The organism is Paenibacillus sp. ov031 (genome assembly GCF_900143165.1).
Lineage (GTDB): Bacteria > Bacillota > Bacilli > Paenibacillales > Paenibacillaceae > Paenibacillus > Paenibacillus marchantiae.
In genome coordinates, this window is sequence record NZ_FRDO01000001.1 from 413,960 (window position 1) to 435,161 (window position 21,202).

Below are 21,202 nucleotides of genomic sequence, written 5' to 3' on the forward strand. Positions count from 1 at the left end.
TTTGCCAAGGCAAGCAAGTATAATAAAGGAAGACGGAAGAACCGTAAAATCAGGCTTTACAGCCTTGTTTACGGTTCTTTTTTCTGTTTAATGGAAAGTTTCCTTGAGGAAGAGGCGCCTCGGCCTTTACAAAAAAAACGAATGTATGTTCGAAAAAAAGCTTGGCAAACGTGTTAAAACAAGGTATCATTATCTTATAAACAGTAAAGGGTGTGAGCTTATTGTCAGACCGTCGTGCCGCGCTTGATATGGCGCTCCGTCAAATAGAGAAGCAATTTGGTAAAGGATCCATCATGAAACTGGGTGAGTCGACTCACATGAATGTGGAAATTATACCCAGCGGTTCCTTGGCTTTGGATATTGCATTAGGAACAGGCGGCTTGCCTAAAGGCCGTATTGTTGAAATATATGGACCTGAATCTTCTGGTAAAACAACCGTAGCATTGCATGCTATCGCTGAAGTACAAAGAGTGGGTGGACAAGCTGCATTTATCGATGCCGAGCATGCTCTTGACCCACAATACGCCAGCAAACTGGGTGTTAACATTGACGAATTGCTTCTGTCTCAGCCAGATACGGGTGAGCAAGGGCTTGAAATTGCAGAAGCTCTTGTACGTAGTGGTGCTGTGGACATTGTCGTTATTGACTCTGTGGCTGCATTGGTACCGAAAGCAGAAATCGAAGGCGAAATGGGTGATTCCCATGTCGGTTTGCAAGCGCGTCTGATGTCTCAGGCACTGCGTAAACTGTCTGGTGCAATCAGTAAATCCAAAACGATCGCGATCTTTATCAACCAACTTCGTGAAAAAGTCGGGGTTATGTTTGGTAACCCAGAAACAACACCTGGTGGTCGTGCCCTGAAATTTTATTCCACGGTACGTCTGGATGTACGCCGTATTGAGAGTATCAAATCAGGAAATGACATGATTGGTAACCGTACGCGTATTAAAGTGGTGAAAAACAAAGTAGCACCTCCGTTTAAACAAGCGGAAGTGGATATCATGTACGGTGAGGGTATTTCGAGAGAAGGCAGTATCATTGACATTGGTACTGAGCTGGACATCGTCAATAAAAGTGGTGCATGGTACTCATACGAAGGCGAGCGTTTAGGACAAGGCCGTGAGAACGCGAAGCAGTTCATGAAAGAGCATAAAGATATTGCTGAAATCATTGAACAAAAAATTCGTGTAGCCAGTAACTTGACTACTGCAGTTCCTGCGCCAACTAGCGAAGAGCAACAAAAAGAAGCAGCAGAAGAACAAGAACTATTTGAAATTAACGAGTAACCCTCCCTTGTAGGAAGGGCCCTAGAGGGCCTTGCCCTCTGAACTCCCAAAGCTTGTCTGATTGAGCTTGCTCGATCTAGCTTGGGGTATGGTGTGTGCGCTCGCGCTGTCCAACAGCCTCTGTCCGAATGGGCAGAGGCTGTTGGCACGTTTACTATTAGGGAGAGGCCGGATATTGTTTCCGGCCTTTTGTATTAGCGTCTGATGTCTCTGTGAAGTTACGCTAAACGTATTCAGTGTAGCTGTGTTATCTCCGTCGGAGATGTATTCGAGGAAGTCTTTTATTTTGCTATGTACTTGTCAGTTAGGCCGTGCAGTTCAGACACACAAAATGACATGGAAGGGGAGACCGAAATGGATCAACATGAAGATGATTTATATGAAGAAGCCGAGCTGGAGGGAATCTCCCAATTCCCGGATAACGAAGAACTTACCATTACACGAGTTGAACGAACGAAGAGCAGGGAAGCTCGTTACCGAATTACCTTTGGTTTATATTCAATTACGGTGCTTGAAGATGTAATGATTAAATATCGGATGACCCGGGGAAATACGTTTCTGAAAAAAGACTTGGAAGATATCATCGTAGCTGACGAGCGACAGCGGACGTATGTGCAGTCTTTGCGATATCTGGAGCATAAACCTCGGACACGCCACGAATTAAGTCAGAAGCTTCGTCAGAAAGAGTTTGCTGCACCGTTGATTGAAGAGGCCCTGGATCGGCTTGAGCGGGAGAATTTGGTCGATGACGAACTGTTTGCGAAGGAATGGACTCGTCAGCGTATGGAGGGCCAGCGGAAGGGAAAACTGTGGATAAGGCAAGAGCTGCGTCAGAAGGGCATTGCCAATGATCTGATTGCTGAAGCGCTGGAAGGTGTAAGTACAGATGCGGAATTTGAGACGGCTCTAACCGCCGGACGCAAAAAATGGAATCAGGTCAAAGGAGACATCCAGGAGAAGAAACGTAAAACGCTTCCCTTCTTGATGCGACGAGGTTTTTCCATGGATATGGTGCGTCGGGTCGTGAATTGTTTAATTGAAGAAGACGAGGCTCAAGACCCCGAAGAAGACGAAGCGTTGTTATGGGATTAGCAGACTGGACTCACTATACTGCATTCTCTTGACAATTTCTTTCGTCAAATACTAAAATGGACATGAGTCTGTAAGAAATGGACAACCCTTTTTCCTTCCAAAAAAGCGGTTTCTGTTTTTTAAGATTTATACCATTCATGATTATGGGTTCGTCGGAGACGGCGGATAGTGCGTGGAGACATGTACACTTGAAATGAAAATCGGCGGGGGATCGCCGTGAGTATTCGTTATTCCCAAAAATATGTAAGGCTTGAAAACAACAAATTGACCCAAGGAGTGCCTTGGAGGAACCAACGAGGAGGTGAACAGTATGGACATCGTAATCACGATCGTTCTCGTTGTGGCCGCGCTCGTTATTGGGTTCGGAGTAGGGTATTTTATTCGCAAATCTCTTGCAGAGGCTAAAATCTCCAGTGCGGAACAAGCTGCCGTGCAAATCGTGGAGAACGCGAAGAAAGAGGCAGAGGCACTGAAGAAAGAAACGGTGCTGGAAGCGAAGGACGAAATCCATCGCATTCGCGCCGAAGCTGAAAAAGACACTCGTGAACGTCGGAACGAAATTCAACGACAAGAAAGACGATTGTTGCAAAAAGAAGAGTCGCTGGATAAAAAATTGGAATCACTCGAACGTAAAGAAGAGCAAGTGGCTAACAAAGAGAAACGAATTGATGAGACACAGCAGCAGATCGAGATGATCTACAAAAACCAGGTGACGGAGCTGGAGCGCATATCCAACCTCACTATGGAAGACGCACGCAGTATCATACTGTCCAACGTAGAACAGGAAGTTCGTCATGAGACGGCTCAAATGATCAAGGACATTGAACAGCAAGCGAAGGAAGAAGCGGACAAAAAGTCCCGCGAGATTATTACACTCGCCATCCAACGTTGTGCGGCTGATCACGTAGCGGAGACAACGGTATCCGTTGTTACTTTGCCAAATGAAGAAATGAAAGGCCGGATTATCGGTCGTGAAGGACGTAACATCCGTGCGCTTGAAACCCTTACAGGGATTGACCTCATTATCGATGATACGCCAGAAGCTGTTATTCTGTCGGGCTTTGACCCGATTCGCCGTGAAATCGCCCGTACTGCCCTCGAAAAACTGGTGGCTGATGGACGTATTCACCCGGCACGGATTGAAGAGATGGTGGAGAAATCCCGCAAAGAAGTGGATGAGCGTATCCGTGAATACGGTGAGCAAGCTACCTTTGAAGTGGGCGTGCATGGTCTGCATCCGGACTTGATTAAAATTCTGGGCCGGTTGAAGTTCCGTACAAGCTACGGTCAAAACGTCTTAAAACATTCGATGGAAGTCGCTTATCTGGCTGGATTGATGGCTGGCGAACTCGGAGAAGACGTAACCTTAGCAAGACGTGCAGGTCTATTGCATGACATCGGTAAAGCGCTGGATCACGAAGTGGAAGGATCACACGTCGAAATCGGCGTGGAACTAGCGAAGAAATACAAAGAACATCCGGTTGTAATCAACAGTATCGCGTCCCATCACGGGGATTGCGAAGCGACTTCGGTTATTGCCATGTTGGTTGGCGCAGCAGATGCGCTCTCCGCAGCAAGACCAGGCGCACGCCGCGAAACGCTGGAAACGTATATCAAACGACTGGAGAAACTGGAAGAGATTTCGGAATCGTTCGAAGGTGTCGAGAAATCGTATGCCATCCAGGCCGGACGCGAAGTTCGCGTTATGGTACAGCCTGAGAAAATCGACGATGCTGAAGCCTTCCGCCTCGCGCGTGACATCACGAAGATGATCGAGAACGAACTTGATTATCCGGGTCACATCAAAGTCACCGTCATCCGGGAAACCCGTGCGGTTGAATACGCAAAATAGAGCATTACGGAAAAGTGGCCGCAGTAGTGGGCCACTTTTCCTTTTGATAGCTTGTTAAAAGGCGTTTAATAAAAAAATGGTGAGCAAGAGATAGAGGTCCTGCGAAGTTTCGGATGCTTTGAAGTAGGCTGCGCTTGGTAGGGATTAAGGAGGCAGTAAAATGAAAGTTTTGTTTATTGGTGATATTGTGGGGAACGTGGGGCGTAAGGCATTGAAGGAAAACCTTCCCTACCTCAAAACGAAGTATAAGCCACATGTAGTCATAGTAAATGGTGAAAATGCAGCGGCAGGCCGGGGCATTACCGGCGCAATTGCGAATGAATTTTTTAACTGGGGTGTGCATGGTATCACCCTTGGTAACCATACCTGGGACAATAAGGACATATTTGATTTTATAGATGATGAGCCACGTATGATTCGTCCTGCGAACTTCCCGCCGGGAACACCAGGCAGAGGATACACCGTAGTCAAAGGAGAAGGCAAGGAGCTGGCGATTGTCAACCTGCAAGGCCGGACATTCCTGCCTGCTCTGGATTGTCCATTCCGCGTTGCCGATGAAATTGTGGATGAACTGCGTCAAGACCACAAATGCATTCTGGTCGATATGCATGCTGAAGCAACGTCTGAGAAGATTGCTATGGGCTGGCATCTGGATGGACGTGCGTCGCTGGTCGTAGGTACACATACACATGTGCAGAGCAACGATGATCGTATTTTGCCAGGAGGAACAGCTTATTTAACCGATGCGGGTATGGTAGGGCCGCGTGACGGCATATTGGGCATGGAGCGTGAAGCGGTGCTTCGCAAGTTCTACACTCAGCTTCCGGTACGATTTGTTGTGGATGATGGCAAATGGCATTTCCACGGTGTATTTGTGGAGATCGATGAAGCCACAGGTGCTGCAACACGCATTGAGAAAATTCGTCTGATGGAGGACGAGTGGCGTATGGAATAGGGGTATTGTCCCAATTTGCAGGGAAACCCGTCTAAAAAGAAGGAATTTTTTTGCCTCCCGCGAATAACATCTAGTAAGTGGAAACAAACATTCAACATTCCCAGGGAGGTACTTACCATGGAAGTATTAAAAGTTTCAGCAAAGTCCAATCCCAATTCCGTAGCCGGCGCTCTTGCAGGTGTTCTTCGTGAACGTGGAAATGCTGAACTGCAGGCAATTGGAGCGGGAGCACTGAACCAAGCCATTAAAGCGGTAGCGATAGCCCGGGGATTTGTAGCACCAAGCGGAGTTGACTTGATTTGTATTCCAGCTTTTACAGACATTGTGATCGACGGCGAGGACCGAACGGCCATTAAGCTGATTGTGGAGCCCAGATAATACATGCGTTTATGCATTGAACCTGTTTACGAAGTAGACAGGTTTTTTTGCGTTTTATTCCATGACATAACCGTTTAGAAGGAGAGATTGTGATGCACAACTGCCGAGTAGCCGATTTTCATTGTGATGCTTTGAGTAAAATGCTGATGAACCCTAGCCATTCATTTGAAAATGCTTCACAGCTGGATGTGAATCTGGAACGTATGAGAGAAGGTAACATTGGTTTACAGGCCTTTGCAATATATTTGCCCGAAGTGCTTGGCAGAGGAAAGTTTGAACATGTGATGGGCCAGTTGGACACCTACCGCAAGCGAGTGGAGATAACCAAAGAACGAGCTGAAGGTACAAATACATTGTTATGGCGAGAACAGCTTACGCAGATCGGGCAGACGGACAGACCATGGGGACTTCTTACACTTGAAGGTGTCGATGGACTGGAGGGCAATCTCTTTTATCTGGAGTTATGTTATCAAATGGGTGTGCGGATCGTTGGCCTTACCTGGAACTATGCCAATTGGGCAGCTGATGGTGTATTGGAGAAACGTGGGGCGGGACTTACGGAGAAGGGCAGAGAGCTGGTTCAACTGTGTAACCAAATCGGCATGCTGCTGGATGTATCACATCTGACCGAGAAAGGCTTCTGGGAGCTTGCTGACCTTAGTGAACGTCCTTTTATCGCTTCGCATTCCAACAGTTATGCCATATGCCCGCATGTGCGTAATCTGAAGGATGATCAGATACGGGCCATTATTGCCCGGGAAGGGCGTATTGGGCTGACGTTTGTACCGTGGTTTGTGAAGCAGGAAGGCGAAGTATGTATTGAAGATCTATTGCCTCATATTGAGCAGATATGTTCTCTGGGTGGGGAGCATCATCTGATGATGGGGTCTGATTTTGACGGAATTGCTACGTATATCCATGACCTTGAACATACCGGGCAGTATCCGAAGTTGATAAATACGCTGCTCAAGCACTACGACGAATCACTCGTTCACGGTTGGATGTGGGGCAATGCGATGAGTTATTTAGGAGAAAACTTGCCAAGGGAAAATTTGTAGGTGGAACATGGTAAATCATGATACCGATGGTCGCTGAAGAAAACGAGCTGGAAGGAGTATCCGTCCATGTTCAGATGGATTTACCAAATGCAGGGGATTAATGATTGCAAAATAAGTGTATTTCATGAATTTTCAGCAGTTCGTTTTCATTTCACTTCAAAAAGGGGTATAATACCATAGGATTGTTAAGAGCCTGGCTACAGGCCATAGATAAACAAGGAGTGAAATTCACAATGAGCAAAACAGTACCTGTGGGCGTATCTGCCCGTCACATTCATGTATCTCAAGAGCACGTTGAAATTTTGTTTGGTAAAGGCTACGAATTGACCGAGTTTAAACCTCTGTCCCAACCAGGACAATATGCTGCTAACGAAACAGTAGCGGTTATTGGTTCGAAAGGACAGTTTGATAAAGTGCGTATCCTTGGACCTGTTCGTCCGGAAACACAACTGGAAATCTCGATGACAGATTCTTTCGCTATTGGTGTTAAGGCACCTGTTCGTGAATCCGGAAGCATCGAAGGTACTTCAGGTATTACGATTAAAGGACCTGCTGGCGAAGTTACGATCGATAAAGGTGTTATCGTTGCTGCTCGTCACATCCACTTCCATACTTCTGATGCTGCTAAATGGGGCATTGAGGACAAACAATTGCTGAAAGTTCGTCTGGGTGGAGATCGTGGTCTGGTACTGGAAAATGTACTGGCTCGTGTATCGGATTCCTTTGCACTGGACATGCATATTGATACGGATGAAGCTAATGCAGCTGGCGCTCGTAACGGCGATACTGCTGAAATCATCGACTAATCACATGGAACAATCTTCAGCCGTGATCTTGGCGGTTTGAATGAACGTATAAACCTGAGTAAATCCACAGCGTCGCTACATTCGACCTGAGGATAGCTCAGGTTTTTGTGTATTTTCGGGCTGTTTAGCAGACCTGCGCAGATTTCGGGATAGGCGAAGGGGTAGCGGCTTTGGATGTGGAACTACAGCCCAATTCATGTTATAATTTGCTGTAATGCTCTTTTGATGTATAAAGCGTGCAAATCACGTGAAACAAGATGAAATAACGATTTTTTATTAATAGAGGCTGTAAGGAGTGACCGAAGGAAATGGCTAAAGACTCAAAAAAGGATTACTCCCAATATTTTGATTTCTCCGATGCCAAAGTAATTTCGCAAGATGAATTCAGCAAAAAGATAAGAATCCGGGGCCGGGAGATTAACATCAAATCCGAACCTAATCATCGTCAGGAGAAACAACGGGGCAAGGAAGACGTTCAGGTGCTTTACGAAACAGCCGTACCCGATGAACTGAAAAACGTGGGGGAAGGCAAACACTATATCGTATATACGTATGGATGCCAGATGAACGAACATGATTCGGAGACCATCAAAGGATTGCTTGAATCGATGGGCTATCAGGCTACCGAGGATCGCAAAGAGGCAGATATCATTCTGTTAAACACATGTGCGATTCGAGAAAATGCGGAAGATAAAGTGTTTGGTGAGCTGGGCCATCTGAAAACCCTGAAAACCGAACGTCCAGGTTTGTTACTGGGTGTGTGTGGCTGTATGTCGCAGGAAGAAGGCGTCGTGAACCGGATCATGCAGAAGCATGGTTTTGTGGATATGATTTTTGGTACACACAACGTACATCGGCTGCCACACCTGATTCAAGAAGCGCTGTTCAGTAAAGAAATGGTTGTTGAGGTATGGTCCAAGGAAGGCGACATCATTGAGAACCTACCGAAAAAACGTGAGGGCATGCGCGGCTGGGTGAACATTATGTATGGTTGCGACAAGTTCTGTACATATTGCATCGTCCCGTTCACACGGGGGAAAGAGCGCAGTCGACGTCCAGAAGATGTTATTGCCGAAGTTCGTGAACTGGCAAGACAAGGCTTCAAGGAAATCACGCTGCTCGGCCAGAACGTTAATGCTTATGGCAAAGACTTCACGGATCTGAAGTATAGCTTCGGTGACCTGATGGATGATATCCGCAAAATCGATATTCCACGGGTTCGGTTTACAACCAGTCATCCACGTGACTTCGATGATCATCTGATTGAGGTGCTTGCGAAGGGCGGGAACCTGGTGGAACATATCCATCTGCCTGTGCAGTCTGGTAGCACGGAAGTGCTGAAACGTATGAGCCGCAAGTACAGTCGGGAACACTACCTGAAGCTTGCTGACAAAATTAAAACTGCAATTCCAGATGTCGTGTTAACCACTGATATTATCGTTGGTTTCCCGGGGGAGACGGAAGAGCAGTTCGAAGATACGCTGTCACTGGTCAAGGAAGTTGGCTACGATTTTGCCTACACATTCATCTACTCTCCGCGTGAAGGTACACCTGCTGCGGTGATGGAGGATAACGTGCCGATGGACGTGAAGAAGGAACGTTTGAAACGCTTGAACGAGACGATCAACGCATACAGCCATAGCAGCAATGAAAAGCAGCGCGGCAAGGTTGTTGAAGTGCTGGTCGAAGGTGAGAGCAAACGGAATTCCAATGTTCTGGCAGGACGTACACGCAGCAACAAGCTGGTGCACTTTGAAGGACCTAAAGAATTGATCGGTACTTTTGTACATGTAGAAATCACCGATCCAATGACTTTCTATATTCGGGGCAACCTGCTCTCAGAGCCAGTAGCCGCCAATCAGTAATACACAAACCTAATAAGATGAATGTCTTTTTGCACTTGGCGGGTTACGGTCCAGCGTAGCGAAGGTGACGGAATCGATTCTGTAGAAGCGAAGCGTTCGCCTTTGTCTCCAAATTTTATCCACAGACTATTACAATCAGAAAAATTTGGAGACAACAGCGATCGAAAGAACGATCCGTAACCGCAGCGGTCACTCAAGCAGTTAACTAAGCTTAGTGCAACATCGAGTATTTCATCTTATATCATCTCATAGAATGGAGCGATTTCGAGTGGCGCAGGAAGAAGTGCAGTACAACCCTTATGGAATGCCTACCTACGATACGCGCGATCTGGTTATACGCGACGACATTATGGGAAAAGCCAAAGAATTGGCTGATATGCTTGGAACGAGCGAGGAAGTTAAACAGTTCCAACAGGCTGAGTCCAAAATTCGCGATCATGAGCGCATCCAACAATTGATTGCAACGATTAAGAAGAAACAAAAGGAAATCGTTGCTTTTGAAAGCTTCAAAAATGCAGACATGGTCAGCAAAATTGAACAGGAAATTGAGGATCTGCAGGCAGAGTTGGACGGCATTCCACTCGTTACGGAATTCCAGCAAAGTCAAAGCGATATCAATTATTTGCTTCAGCTTGTTATTTCTGTAATTCGGGATACCGTCTCCGAGAAAGTGAACGTGGAGGCAGGTACGGATTCACCTCCGACCAGCTGCGGGTAAGTGAACGGAAGGGTGCGGACGCAGTCCGCGCCTTTTTTGATCATCTCAGACTCCACGTGGTGGGGTTATTTTGTGTGGTGGCCTGATCAAGACAACTTCACTGGATAAGACCTGTTCCGTAAGAGCAGGCTTAATATAATAACGAAGCACTTTAGATCAACTACGAAAAGAACCAATGCTGGTAAAATCATCAACAACATACATCATGGGCTTTATACTTAAAGTGCACTAAAGGGGAAATCAATATGGGTATTTTGGACAAAATGGTTGCAGAAGGAAATGGAAGATTTTGGGGCTTTCTCGGTTGTCGGTTTATTAAAGGTGACGGAGAAGAAGTACAGATCGCACTGACAGCGGGCGAACATCACACCAACTCCATGGGGATTATTCATGGTGGAGTGCTGACGTCCCTGATGGATCAGGCGATGGGCATGGTAGCTACAGCCGCAATGGCAGTAGACAGTTGTGTGACCACCAATCTGAATGTTCATTTCTTGGCACCTATGAAACAAGGGGAATTAGTCGTGACATCAACGATCCTGCATCAAGCGGGGCGTAGTGTAACGGCACAATCTGAGGTCCGGGATGCATCTGGCACGTTGGGGTGTATGGCAACAGCTACATTCCGTATAGCGCGAGTAAAAGCGCAAAACACGGAATCCCAAGGTTGACAAAAGATATTATTATGTCATAATGAAAATATCAAAATGAGAATAGTCGGTGGTGCCCATGAGCGAAAACTACGAACAATTCAATGCTGAAAGCGATGAACAGGCAGCACGTGCCTATAGTTCCAAGAAATATCGTACACCCGATGGTGTTCCCGCGGATATCGTCATGTTCACCTTGACCAAGCGGGAGCGTAAGACGGTAACCAAGACACTTCCCATCCGGGAGTTGAAGGTCATGCTGATCAAACGCAAAGGTTGGCCTTTTGCGGGAAGATGGGCGTTGCCCGGTGGATTTTGTCAGGAAAATGAATCCATCTATGGTGCTGCAAAGCGCGAGTTGATGGAAGAGACAGGTGTGGACGGCGGACATCTGGAGTATTTGAATGTATATAGTCAGCCTGGGCGTGACCCCAGAGGATGGATTATCTCACATGCGTTTTTTGCACTGGTAGAGGAATGGATGTTGGAACACCGTCAGGCTGCAGATGATGCTGAGGATGTTGGATTATTTACGATTCAGGAAGCTTTGCAAGAGCTCGAGCTTGCCTTTGATCACCGGACGATTATAGAAGATGCGTACCGGCGTATTCAACAGCAAATGCTGGAAACGACGATTGCACGACAGTTCCTGCCTCGTGATTTTACACTAAGCGAGTTATACCAAGTGATTCAGAGTGTTGTACCTGACTTTGAAGAACCGAATTTCATTCGGAAGATCACTTCTACACGCAGCCGCAAAGGCATTGTGGAAGAGGTTCGGGATGAGGAGGGCAACCTGCTAAGCTCCAATCAATATTCACAGCGTCCGGCCCAGCTATACCGTTTTACGGAGCTTGTACCTCGTCTTTCCATCTATACTTAATTCGCAAGCGAATCATGATGGATTGAATCAGGATCAACCTATTCTCAAAAAGGGAGTGTGGACGATGAAAGCACTGATTGTAATCGATTTTACACGTGATTTTGTGACAGGTTCGTTGCCTGTAGGCCAGCCTGCTGTGGAGATTGAGGAGACGATTGCAGCAATAACGGAGGCTTATTGCAATAACAAGCATGAGGTTGTTATGGCCGTGGACTTGCATGAAGAGAATGATCCTTACCATCCGGAAACTGCTCTTTTTCCTCCCCATAACATCAGGGGTACGGAGGGAAGACAGCTTTATGGTCGTCTAGCCCAGGTTATGGAAGAACGGGAATCTCAGATTCGATGGATGGATAAAACAAGATACAGCGCATTCTGCGGTACAGATCTGGAGCTGCGCCTGCGTGAACGTGGAATAACAGACATTGCACTGATCGGTGTATGTACGGATATTTGCGTACTGCACACGGCAGTGGATGCTTATAATAAAGGTTTTCACATAACGGTATATGAAGACGCCGTGGCGAGCTTCAATCAAACGGGACATGATTGGGCGCTTGGACATTTTCGTTCCAGTCTTGGGGCCCAGGTGGTCAAAGCGAGCGATAACGTTCTCGCAGGCTTGAACCTGTAACTGAACCTGTGATCATATCCATCATATTCTGTTGGTTGAACAAGTGTTATGTTGCTGGGGAATATGGTGAATAGGAATAAACCGGAGACTTATGCAATGGTACGTAACCAGAATCATGAATCATGAGCAATGAGTCTCCACATGTTGACCCGTGTCTGCAACGCTAGACCTGCCGACACAAGCGGAAGTCAGAGAGGATGAGACAAATGCAGACGACTAGCCTGGCTTTACATACGGATAAATATCAAATCAATATGATGTACGCCCACTGGGTGAATGGAACTCACAAACGGAAAGCGGTGTTTGAAGCCTATTTCCGCAAGCTTCCTTTTGGCAACGGATATGCCGTATTTGCCGGATTGGAACGCATTGTGAATTATATCAGCCAGCTTCGGTTTACGATGGAGGACATCAAATATTTATCCAAACAAGAGGAAAATTACGATCCGGTCTTTCTGGAAGAGTTGCTCCAGTTTTCATTTCAGGGGACGATTCATTCCATGAAGGAAGGGGCGCTCGTTTTCCCTGATGAACCGCTCATTCGGGTAGAAGGCTCCATTATGGAGACACAACTGGTGGAGACGGCGATACTTAACTTCATGAATTATCAGACGTTAATTGCAACGAAGGCTTCCCGGATCAAACAGGTGGCAAGTCAGGACACGTTGCTCGAATTCGGAACACGACGTGCCCAGGAAGCGGATGCGGCCATTTGGGGGGCGCGTGCCTCGTATGTGGCAGGATTCCATGCAACGTCTAATATGCTGGCTGGAGAGCGCTTTGGAATTCCGACAGCAGGGACACATGCCCATTCCTGGGTGCAGAGTTTTATGAGTGAGCAGGAGGCGTTTGACGTCTATGCCAAAGTGCTGCCAGATCAAGTGACACTGCTGGTGGATACTTTTGATACATTGAACAGTGGTGTTCCTCATGCAATCAAGACTGCCAAGAAGCTGGAGAGCCAGGGCAAAAAGATGAACGCTATTCGTCTGGATAGCGGGGACCTTGCGTATCTATCCATTCAAGCTCGGCAGATGCTGGACGATGCCGGACTGGATTACGTCAAGATTGTAGCTTCCAACGATTTGGATGAAAATACAATTTTCAACCTTAAGGCGCAAGGAGCTCGCATCGATACATGGGGAGTGGGCACACAGCTAATTACCGCTTCCGACCAACCTTCTTTGGGTGGCGTGTACAAATTGGTGGAGCGTGAAGTGGATGGTGCCATGCTGCCCACGATCAAAATTTCGGCCAATCCCGAAAAAGTCTCCACACCAGGTAAAAAAGAAGTCTTCCGGATCATTGATCCGAAACATGGCAAGGCGATTGCAGATTATATCTGCTATCCAGGAGAAGAGCAGCCGCTACAGGGCGGGCCGCTCAAGCTGTTCAACCCGCTACACCCTTATCTAAAAAAGACGGTAACCCGCTACGAAGCAGTAAATATGCTGGAACCGATCTTTGTGAATGGGCGAAAAGTGTATGAACTGCCTACCCTGGATGAGATTCGCAGTTATCACCGCGAGCAGATGGATCTCTTCTGGCCGGAATATCTGCGTAAACTCAATCCTGAGATTTACCGCGTAAATATCAGCCCTGCGGCGTGGAATATGAAGCAGAAGCTCATTGCTGAACACGTGCAATCTACCGAAGAATAAATCAAATAAAGGGGCATAACCGGAAGGAAGTAGGCCGGGTTATGCCTTTTTGGTTTCCTCTTTCCTGTTAATCTCGCATGACGAATGGATGGTGTGTGAAACATCATGGACAGACAGTCCATGAACTGCGGTATACTATACCTTCAACGGACGCAGGTTTACAGGGAAATGAAGCCATTATTTCTCGGGAAAGCGCAGGAGACGTCAAATACTGCATCTTTCCGAGCTTGCCTTTCGACAGGATCCGTTTCTGTGGCTGTTTCAACTGTGTATCTGCCGGGGATGAATGAAAGAGGAGGTGCAACCATGAAATGGATTTTGGCACTGACCTGGCTGGCTTTCATTGCGTACGCCTGGATTTGGGTACCTGGGCAGCCTCTTGGGAGTGACCCTGTGTTTAAAGAGCTGGTCACACTGCAAAGCAAAGAACCCTGGCTACTAACGGTATTTTCGTGGCTTGGGATTTATCCGGCTATTTTCGCTTGCCTGCTGTTAAGGAGGTCAGGGGAAGCGAGAGGATCTCGTGTACCGGCGTGGCCTTTTGTGTTGCTGTCTTTTGGTTTGGGAGCCTTTGCGCTGCTGCCTTATTTTGCGTGGTCCTCGCAAACACACAGAGGTTCGGGATACGAACGCCTCTCCTTTGGTAGTCAGCGTGAATCGGGTATTGGACGTGTGGCAGCTCATAAGCTGACCCATGTGGTTCTGCTGCTGCTTACATTGGGCACAGGCTTCTATGCAGTGACTCAAGGCAATCCTGATGTATACATGGAAGCGTTCAGGGAGTCTTCCTTTGTACATATTATGACAATTGATTTCGTCATCCTAACTTTGCTTTCCGTGATCGCATTGTTCAGGGATGCTTTTGACAATCGTCGTTCTCGCGGGTGGGCAGTTGCAGGGGTGATCCCATTGATAGGTCCGCTCATTTATTTGATGACCAGCCGGAGAGATTGAGTTCGACGGATGTCGCCCTTATACTTGTTTAAATTGAATGCGAACAATTCATGATATGAATAGAAAAATAAGTAAATTTATAACTGAGGAGAGGATAACGAATGAAGAATACTTTTCCTGCCTATGTCGTGCGTAAAGAAGAACAGGGTGGCGTGAAGGCTGCTATGGAGCAGCTGACGAAAGAGGACTTGCCTAATGGTGACGTAACCCTACAGGTTCAATACTCAAGCGTCAATTTTAAAGATGGTCTCGCCACAACTGAAAAGGGCGGTGTGGTTCGCGAATATCCGATCGTACCGGGGATCGATCTTGCAGGGATTGTAGAGGAATCCGTGAGCGGCCGGTTTGCACCGGGGGATCGGGTGATCAGCACAGGCTTCGAACCGGGCGTTTCTCATTTTGGAGGGTACAGTCAATATGCGCGTCTGCGCAGCGAATGGCTTGTTCCTCTGCCGCATGGACTCAGTGAGAAGGAAGCGATGGCAATTGGAACGGCAGGGTTCACTGCGGCACTTTCGGTAGATGCTTTGTTGCGGGCTGGAGTGACTCCGGAGATGGGCAATATTCTTGTGACCGGAGCAACCGGAGGAGTAGGGAGTATGGCAGTAGCTATTCTGGCGAAGCTGGGATTTGAAGTGACAGCAAGTACAGGCAAAAAAGATCAACAGGAGCAGCTGCTTCGGAATCTGGGTGCCTCACATGTCATTTCACGCGAAGAAGCGGACGCGCCAGCCAAGGGAGCAATGGGCAAACAGCTCTGGGCAGGTGTTATTGATCCTGCAGCAGGTCCTGCACTGGCCGAACGTCTGAAACAGATTCAATACGGAGGCGCTGTCGCCGTATCAGGCTTAACCGGAGGGGCTACGTTCGAGTCCACCGTATTTCCGTTTATTTTGCGGGGGATTCAATTGATTGGGATTGATTCAGTCTATTGCCCGATGGAACGGCGGGAACGGATATGGAAGCTGCTTGGCGGAGAATGGAAGCCGGATCGGGCGCTGGAGCTAGGGATTCAGGAAATCTCATGGGTACAACTGCCTCAGACACTCGAAACGATCCTCAAGGGCGGTGCTGTAGGTCGTACGGTAGTTAATACGATGTCCGATACGCCTGCCGAATAAGATCCTTTTCTCCTAGACATGCTAACTCTACCTGAGAGCGTCACCGTGCATGTGGCGGGAAAGGAAGGATGAGTATGCGTGTTAACAGAAAAGGATTGCACTATAGATCTGGACGTGTGAAGTCTGTCTTGGTCAGTATGGTCGTGGTGCTATGTACAATATCGGTAGTAGCGTGTTCAGCATCGAATGTGGAGCAGGAACGGAAAATATATACCCGACAAGCGACAGATGAAGGAAATGTTCGGGCAAAGAGTCAGGGTCACGGGTTAAATGGTCCATTAATTCAGGAGCTGGATGAAGCTTTTGCTGCAAAAGGCATAAAGTTAATGAATAATATGTCCGCTGATGATGGTGAGGACGGAATCTCTTATATGTACCTGCTGAATGGAAGTGGAAGACATATTGTAAAGGTCCATATTTTCAGTGATGCCCCTACAAGAGTAGCCCGGATGAACGAAATGTACGGTAATGATGGCGATGAGGCTGTGATGGAAAATGTACTTGGCAAAACAACGATTCGCAGCAAAGACTACGTGTCACTGGTCTATACGGCTTCAGGTGGAGAAAAGGACGATTATGAAGAAGACGTCATGCAGATATTCCAGCATGTGCTTGAGCAACTGAAGTAATCGACTCCACTAAAATAAATCTGATAAACCCGTCTGATTATTCAGACGGGTTTATATATTTCACGCATGACATGCCTCAGTTCAGGCAAAATGAGTTTTTCCATTGCCAGTTTGACAGCTCCCTTGGAGCCTGGCATGGAGAATACGGCTGTACGCCCAATCGTACCGGCTACTGCCCGGCTAAGAATGGCAGCAGAACCGATATCCTCGGTATAGCTGAGGAAGCGGAAGATTTCTCCAAACCCCGGCAGCTCCTTATCGAGTAGTGAAGACACTGCCTCGTATGTTGTATCTCGGGGTGCAATTCCGGTCCCACCGCTGAGCAGCACGGCTTCGATATCGTCACGAACGGCTGCATCCTGCAGGATGCTTCGAATGGTTTCAGTTTCATCCGGTGTAATGATATATTCGACGATCTGGTAGCCTGAATCGGTCAGCAGCTTATGCATAAGTTGTCCGCTTGTATCAGTGTCCTTGGTACGGGTATCTGAAACGGTTACAATCATACAGGATACCGTGTCAGGGGCTTCCTGACGATGTTGTTCCACTGAATTGGTCATAATACATCCTCCTCCAATCAACATGTTCTCATAGCATAGACCATTCAGTAGAATGAGGCAATGGACTTGCAAATAGAAGGCCAGGATTGCGCAAAGATTGCAGGATAGTGTACACTCGCTAGGATAGAGATAGACCAGTACCATTGGATAAATTGAGAGGTGAACAACGATGAGTGAATTAAAAACAAATGAATCATCCATACCAGTATATATATTGTCAGGCTTCTTGGGCAGTGGCAAAACGACACTGCTTGTTCAACTGATTGAACATTGGCAGCAACAAGGTCTCCGGCCCGCCGTTGTCATGAATGAACTGGGTGAAGTGAATCTGGATGGTCAGATTGTTGATGCTTCCGTGCCCATGACGGAAATGTTGGGAGGATGCATTTGCTGTACCGTGCGCGGTGACTTGGGGCTGCAACTTGCTGATCTTGTGCAGGAGGAATCGCCTGATGTCATTATCATCGAAGCAACAGGAGCAGCCAACCCGATGGAGATTCTGGATGCAGTAACGGAAACATCCCTCTATATGCGACTGGAACTGAGAAGCCTGATTACTGTAGTAGATGCCGCGCATCTGTCAGGGCTGTACCAGGAGCAGAAGGGACAAACCTTCAAGCTGATGCAGGAGCAGATTCGCTGTGCGTCTGTACTTCTCCTGAATAAAACGGACCGGGTGAATCAGCAGCAGTTGGCAGATCTGCGGGACCTGTTGGCCCGCTGGAACGGTTTTGCTCCGGTACTGCCTACGGTGAAGTGTGAAGTTGATATGGATGTGCTGCTCCGCAGTGGAGACAATGTGCATGCCTATCAACCTGTTGAGGAAACTAGTAAAAACGCGGAGAAGGAACATCACGTGCATTCCGAGGCTTGCGCAGAGCATGGGTGCAACCACGATGATGGACATGAACATCATGAGCATGTGGATCATGATCACGAAGAACATCAACATTCTCAGGGGAATGACCATGAACCTCCTCATGACCACAACCATAGTCATAATCATGCCCATCCCCATGCTTCGCATGAACATGTCATGGTATATACACACTATTTCACCCAGCCGGTGAACAGTGAGGCTTTTGAGCGCTTGATAGCTGAGTTACCACGCGACGTGTACCGGGCAAAAGGGATTTTATCTTTTAGCGATACGTCCAGCCGGTTCTGGTTCCAATATGCTTACCGGGAATCGGATTATATGAAGATCACACCTCAAGGGGATGTGCCTAACGTCGCTGTGTTTATAGGTGAGCATTTCGATCAGTCGGTTATTCGCAACCAATTGCTGGAATTAGAGGCGGCAAATCAGGTTTAATGATTCAAGGTTCCTCCAGACGGGGTATTAAGAAGCATAGCAAACTTAGTCTGGGAGGTAACTTTAAATGACACAACAACAATATCAACAATGTATCGATGCTTGCCTGGAGTGTATGAATGCTTGCAATGTATGTTACATATCGAGTCTCAAGGAATATGATCTGGCAATGCTGCGTGATTGCATTCGTTTGAATCGGGAATGTGCAGAGATCTGCAATTTTGCTGCTCAATCCATGACACGCGGAAGTGATTTCATCGCCGAAATTTGCGAACTGTGTGTGAAAGCATGTGAAGCTTGTGCTGCTGAGTGTGGCAAACATCAACATGATCATTGCCAGGCTTGCGCAGAAGCTTGCCGCAAATGTGCAGAGGCTTGCCGCATGATGGCCGCAGTAGCGTAAATATAACTCGATTGAATTTAATTTGATTGAAAATAAAAAGCCTGGATAATTTGCAAAGATGCCGGGCTAATCCCCTCACAGAAGACAACGTAATAAGACATCCGATAAGATGTACTTCAACGTTGTCTGCTGGAGGGGATTTTTTATGGATACAGCATAGTAACGTTCTTCTCCACCAGATGGGGTGAACCTCTATCGCCAGCAGGCTCTCCATTGGGGAATGCATGTAACAGGTTGCCAAAGCAGAGCTTGATCTGTATAATGATGGCAATGAATTGAAACGATGAATATCCGTGATCGGGAGAGTAGCCAGAATCCATGCATAACAGCGAGCCGGGGCAGGTGGAAGCCGGTATGACATGACCTGAGTGAAGCGCACCCGTGAGATGGTTGTCCGAAGGCATGTTTGCATCCTTGAGAGGGTGCAGAGCATGGACTAGAGGGCAATCCGGCAGGCGACCGTTAATCGCAACGAGCGGAGCACGTTGTGAATGTACTAAGATGTACATTTGCTGCAGGCTCACCTAGAGTGGTACCGCGGGAACTGTGAAGATCAGCTCTCGTCTCTGATATAGAGACGAGGGCTTTTTTTGTTTTCTATAGCATGGCTAAATACGATAATGACTAGGAGTGTTCGACATGTTGATGAATCAGGCAGCAGCACAACTTGCTCCGTTAACGGGAATGAAGCAAGACGAGGTGTTGAGATTACTGGAGGTTCCACCACAGGCGGAGATGGGTGACGCCGCGTTTCCCTGCTTTATTCTGGCCAAGTCGTTGAAAAAAGCACCCGCGGTTATCGCCGCTGATATCGCAGCCGAATTACAGACCGTTGGGCTGGATGCTTCGCCAGCAGGACCCTATGTAAACATCCGTTTCAATCGGGAAGATCTGGCGCCGAAGCTGCTGCAAGAACTGGGACATAAAACATTTGGCAAGCTGCAGCTGGGGGCAGGTGCACGCGTCGTGATCGACATGTCGTCGCCTAACATTGCCAAGCCGTTCGGAATCGGTCATCTGCGCTCCACCGTGATTGGGGCAGCATTGTATCGGTTATATAACGAGGCAGGCTATACTTCGGTGAGTGTGAATCATCTGGGGGATTGGGGAACGCAATTCGGCAAACAGATTGCAGCCTACAAACGTTGGGGTAATGATGAAGCGCTACAGGCTGCGCCAATTCGTACCTCATTGGAGCTGTATGTGCGTTTTCACGATGAGGCGGAGAATGATCCATCTTTGGAAATCGAGGCACGAGATTGGTTCCGCAAGCTGGAGCAAAGAGATGAAGAGGCGCAGCGGTTATGGACCTTTTTTGTAGAAGTGAGCATGAAAGAATTCAATCGGATGTATGAGCGTCTGAATGTACAGTTTGACCATACGCTGGGTGAGAGCTTTTATAACGACAAGATGGGTGCAATAGTTGAAGAACTGAAAGCAAAAGGATTGCTCGAAGAGAGCGAAGGCGCATTGGTGGTACGTTTGGAGGAGGAGAATATGCCACCTTGCCTGATTATCAAAACCGATGGAACAACCATCTATCCAACACGGGATTTGGCAACAGCCGTTTATCGTCATGATGTGATGAAGGCAGATAAAATGCTGTATGTAGTCGGGGGAGAGCAGAAGCTTCATTTCCGTCAGGTCTTTGCGGTATTATCCCGGATGGGGTATGCATGGTCTGAGATTTGTGAACATATTCCGTTTGGCTTGATGCGTTTCGAAGGACGGAAGATGTCTACCCGCCGGGGAAAAGTCGTCTTTTTGCAGGAGGTATTGGATGAGGCGGTTGCTCGGGCATTACAGATTATTCAGGAGAAAAATCCGAATCTGCCGAACTCGCAGGAGGTTGCGGAAGCGGTTGGTGTAGGTGCGATTGTATTCGGAGATCTGCGCAATAACCGGTTGAACGACGTCGATTTCTCGCTCGAAGATGCGGTGAGCTTTGAAGGCGAGACAGGACCTTATGTGCAATACACACATGCCCGGATTAACAGTGTGCTTGCGAAGGCAGCAGAGGCGGGGCGTGTGGAAAATGAAAATCAATTAGAGAATGTTCCTAGCAGTGTTAGTAACAATGCTGCGGCCAACACTCAGAATAAGCCGGTCATGATCGGTGACACTTCATGGGCATTGCTGAAACTGCTGGCGGATTATCCGCAGTATCTAGAAAAAGCAATTCATCGCAACGAGCCTTCGGTCATTGCCAAGTATGCGATAGATGTTGCCCAAGCGTTCAACCGCTTTTACCATGCGGAACGAATTGCGGATGCGCCGGCTGACGTCAAACCCTTCCGTGTGGCGTTAACAGAGCGTACGGCGGAGCGTCTTGCCTACAGCCTATATTTACTGGGCGTTCAGGCCCCTGAACGGATGTGATTC

Annotated in this window: 21 protein-coding genes; 19 read left to right on the top strand and 2 right to left on the bottom strand. The window is 47.6% G+C overall.

The features are described 5' to 3' along the window. Positions 1-221 precede the first annotated feature (221 nt). The 16 genes from recA (at position 222) to BUA17_RS01900 (ending at position 16,542) form a co-directional block, all read left to right on the top strand. Complete coding sequence (gene recA / locus BUA17_RS01825; protein WP_053783851.1) at positions 222-1,286, top strand: recombinase RecA; 1,065 nt, start codon at positions 222-224, stop codon at positions 1,284-1,286. A 354-nt stretch (positions 1,287-1,640) separates the two neighbouring features. Next, a complete protein-coding gene (locus BUA17_RS01830; RefSeq protein WP_072732418.1) occupies positions 1,641-2,378 on the top strand; it encodes a regulatory protein RecX in 738 nt (245 codons plus the stop codon). 310 nt (positions 2,379-2,688) lie between these two features. Further along, on the top strand, positions 2,689-4,230 hold the full coding sequence (gene rny / locus BUA17_RS01835) for a ribonuclease Y (protein ID WP_062326115.1): 1,542 nt from the start codon (positions 2,689-2,691) through the stop codon (positions 4,228-4,230). Between the two features lie 160 nt (positions 4,231-4,390). Beyond that, positions 4,391-5,185: a TIGR00282 family metallophosphoesterase gene (locus BUA17_RS01840; RefSeq protein ID WP_024630289.1), complete on the top strand. Its 795-nt coding sequence runs from the start codon at positions 4,391-4,393 to the stop codon at positions 5,183-5,185. 117 nt (positions 5,186-5,302) lie between these two features. Further along, entirely contained in the window at positions 5,303-5,563 is a 261-nt protein-coding gene (locus BUA17_RS01845; RefSeq protein ID WP_019005392.1) for a stage V sporulation protein S, read from the top strand. 92 nt (positions 5,564-5,655) lie between these two features. Next, positions 5,656-6,621: a dipeptidase gene (locus tag BUA17_RS01850; RefSeq protein WP_072732419.1), complete on the top strand. Its 966-nt coding sequence runs from the start codon at positions 5,656-5,658 to the stop codon at positions 6,619-6,621. A 233-nt stretch (positions 6,622-6,854) separates the two neighbouring features. Continuing rightward, positions 6,855-7,427 carry a phosphate propanoyltransferase gene (locus BUA17_RS01855; RefSeq protein ID WP_072732420.1) on the top strand — a complete coding sequence of 191 codons (573 nt, stop codon included), beginning with the start codon at positions 6,855-6,857 and terminating at the stop codon, positions 7,425-7,427. Positions 7,428-7,735: 308 nt separating this feature from the next. After that, positions 7,736-9,292 carry a tRNA (N6-isopentenyl adenosine(37)-C2)-methylthiotransferase MiaB gene (miaB, locus tag BUA17_RS01860; protein WP_072732421.1) on the top strand — a complete coding sequence of 519 codons (1,557 nt, stop codon included), beginning with the start codon at positions 7,736-7,738 and terminating at the stop codon, positions 9,290-9,292. 268 nt (positions 9,293-9,560) lie between these two features. Beyond that, complete coding sequence (locus BUA17_RS01865; RefSeq protein WP_063566354.1) at positions 9,561-10,010, top strand: YlbF/YmcA family competence regulator; 450 nt, start codon at positions 9,561-9,563, stop codon at positions 10,008-10,010. A 245-nt stretch (positions 10,011-10,255) separates the two neighbouring features. Further along, positions 10,256-10,681, top strand: coding sequence for a PaaI family thioesterase (locus BUA17_RS01870; RefSeq protein ID WP_072732422.1), 426 nt, complete (start codon positions 10,256-10,258; stop codon positions 10,679-10,681). Positions 10,682-10,739: 58 nt separating this feature from the next. Continuing rightward, entirely contained in the window at positions 10,740-11,543 is an 804-nt protein-coding gene (locus BUA17_RS01875) for an NUDIX hydrolase (RefSeq protein ID WP_062326181.1), read from the top strand. A gap of 64 nt (positions 11,544-11,607) precedes the next feature. After that, a complete protein-coding gene (locus BUA17_RS01880) occupies positions 11,608-12,177 on the top strand; it encodes a cysteine hydrolase family protein (protein ID WP_072732423.1) in 570 nt (189 codons plus the stop codon). 206 nt (positions 12,178-12,383) lie between these two features. Next, complete coding sequence (locus BUA17_RS01885; RefSeq protein ID WP_063566350.1) at positions 12,384-13,838, top strand: nicotinate phosphoribosyltransferase; 1,455 nt, start codon at positions 12,384-12,386, stop codon at positions 13,836-13,838. 306 nt (positions 13,839-14,144) lie between these two features. Further along, positions 14,145-14,792, top strand: coding sequence for a hypothetical protein (locus BUA17_RS01890; protein WP_072732424.1), 648 nt, complete (start codon positions 14,145-14,147; stop codon positions 14,790-14,792). A gap of 101 nt (positions 14,793-14,893) precedes the next feature. Continuing rightward, positions 14,894-15,913, top strand: coding sequence for an oxidoreductase (locus BUA17_RS01895; RefSeq protein ID WP_072732425.1), 1,020 nt, complete (start codon positions 14,894-14,896; stop codon positions 15,911-15,913). Positions 15,914-15,987: 74 nt separating this feature from the next. Further along, a complete protein-coding gene (locus BUA17_RS01900; RefSeq protein WP_063566347.1) occupies positions 15,988-16,542 on the top strand; it encodes a hypothetical protein in 555 nt (184 codons plus the stop codon). Positions 16,543-16,583: 41 nt separating this feature from the next. Here the strand turns inward: BUA17_RS01900 and BUA17_RS01905 are convergent, their stop codons facing one another. Next, entirely contained in the window at positions 16,584-17,105 is a 522-nt protein-coding gene (locus BUA17_RS01905; RefSeq protein ID WP_099853702.1) for a MogA/MoaB family molybdenum cofactor biosynthesis protein, read from the bottom strand. 166 nt (positions 17,106-17,271) lie between these two features. Here BUA17_RS01905 and BUA17_RS01910 point away from each other — a divergent pair, with 166 nt between their 5' ends. Then, complete coding sequence (locus BUA17_RS01910; protein WP_072732427.1) at positions 17,272-18,417, top strand: CobW family GTP-binding protein; 1,146 nt, start codon at positions 17,272-17,274, stop codon at positions 18,415-18,417. Between the two features lie 67 nt (positions 18,418-18,484). Continuing rightward, on the top strand, positions 18,485-18,820 hold the full coding sequence (locus tag BUA17_RS01915) for a four-helix bundle copper-binding protein (protein WP_072732428.1): 336 nt from the start codon (positions 18,485-18,487) through the stop codon (positions 18,818-18,820). Between the two features lie 143 nt (positions 18,821-18,963). Here BUA17_RS01915 and BUA17_RS01920 read toward each other — a convergent pair whose 3' ends face one another. Next, complete coding sequence (locus BUA17_RS01920) at positions 18,964-19,329, bottom strand: hypothetical protein (RefSeq protein ID WP_139295599.1); 366 nt, start codon at positions 19,327-19,329, stop codon at positions 18,964-18,966. 130 nt (positions 19,330-19,459) lie between these two features. On the opposite strand from BUA17_RS01920, the gene argS reads away from it, so the two are divergent. After that, on the top strand, positions 19,460-21,199 hold the full coding sequence (argS, locus tag BUA17_RS01925; RefSeq protein WP_063566343.1) for an arginine--tRNA ligase: 1,740 nt from the start codon (positions 19,460-19,462) through the stop codon (positions 21,197-21,199). Positions 21,200-21,202: the final 3 nt, after the last annotated feature.

Bases quoted from the DNA above. Each gene is read 5' to 3' on its own strand.
- rny (WP_062326115.1), top strand. From the start codon at position 2,689: ATGGACATCGTAATCACGATCGTTCTCGTTGTGGCCGCGCTCGTTATT.
- BUA17_RS01890 (WP_072732424.1), top strand. From the start codon at position 14,145: ATGAAATGGATTTTGGCACTGACCTGGCTGGCTTTCATTGCGTACGCC.
- BUA17_RS01920 (WP_139295599.1), bottom strand. From the start codon at position 19,329: ATGTACATCTTAGTACATTCACAACGTGCTCCGCTCGTTGCGATTAAC.
- BUA17_RS01875 (WP_062326181.1), top strand. From the start codon at position 10,740: ATGAGCGAAAACTACGAACAATTCAATGCTGAAAGCGATGAACAGGCA.
- BUA17_RS01830 (WP_072732418.1), top strand. From the start codon at position 1,641: ATGGATCAACATGAAGATGATTTATATGAAGAAGCCGAGCTGGAGGGA.
- BUA17_RS01915 (WP_072732428.1), top strand. From the start codon at position 18,485: ATGACACAACAACAATATCAACAATGTATCGATGCTTGCCTGGAGTGT.
- miaB (WP_072732421.1), top strand. From the start codon at position 7,736: ATGGCTAAAGACTCAAAAAAGGATTACTCCCAATATTTTGATTTCTCC.
- argS (WP_063566343.1), top strand. From the start codon at position 19,460: ATGTTGATGAATCAGGCAGCAGCACAACTTGCTCCGTTAACGGGAATG.
- BUA17_RS01885 (WP_063566350.1), top strand. From the start codon at position 12,384: ATGCAGACGACTAGCCTGGCTTTACATACGGATAAATATCAAATCAAT.
- BUA17_RS01845 (WP_019005392.1), top strand. From the start codon at position 5,303: ATGGAAGTATTAAAAGTTTCAGCAAAGTCCAATCCCAATTCCGTAGCC.
- BUA17_RS01840 (WP_024630289.1), top strand. From the start codon at position 4,391: ATGAAAGTTTTGTTTATTGGTGATATTGTGGGGAACGTGGGGCGTAAG.
- BUA17_RS01895 (WP_072732425.1), top strand. From the start codon at position 14,894: ATGAAGAATACTTTTCCTGCCTATGTCGTGCGTAAAGAAGAACAGGGT.
- BUA17_RS01910 (WP_072732427.1), top strand. From the start codon at position 17,272: ATGAGTGAATTAAAAACAAATGAATCATCCATACCAGTATATATATTG.
- BUA17_RS01855 (WP_072732420.1), top strand. From the start codon at position 6,855: ATGAGCAAAACAGTACCTGTGGGCGTATCTGCCCGTCACATTCATGTA.
- BUA17_RS01850 (WP_072732419.1), top strand. From the start codon at position 5,656: ATGCACAACTGCCGAGTAGCCGATTTTCATTGTGATGCTTTGAGTAAA.
- BUA17_RS01870 (WP_072732422.1), top strand. From the start codon at position 10,256: ATGGGTATTTTGGACAAAATGGTTGCAGAAGGAAATGGAAGATTTTGG.
- BUA17_RS01880 (WP_072732423.1), top strand. From the start codon at position 11,608: ATGAAAGCACTGATTGTAATCGATTTTACACGTGATTTTGTGACAGGT.
- BUA17_RS01900 (WP_063566347.1), top strand. From the start codon at position 15,988: ATGCGTGTTAACAGAAAAGGATTGCACTATAGATCTGGACGTGTGAAG.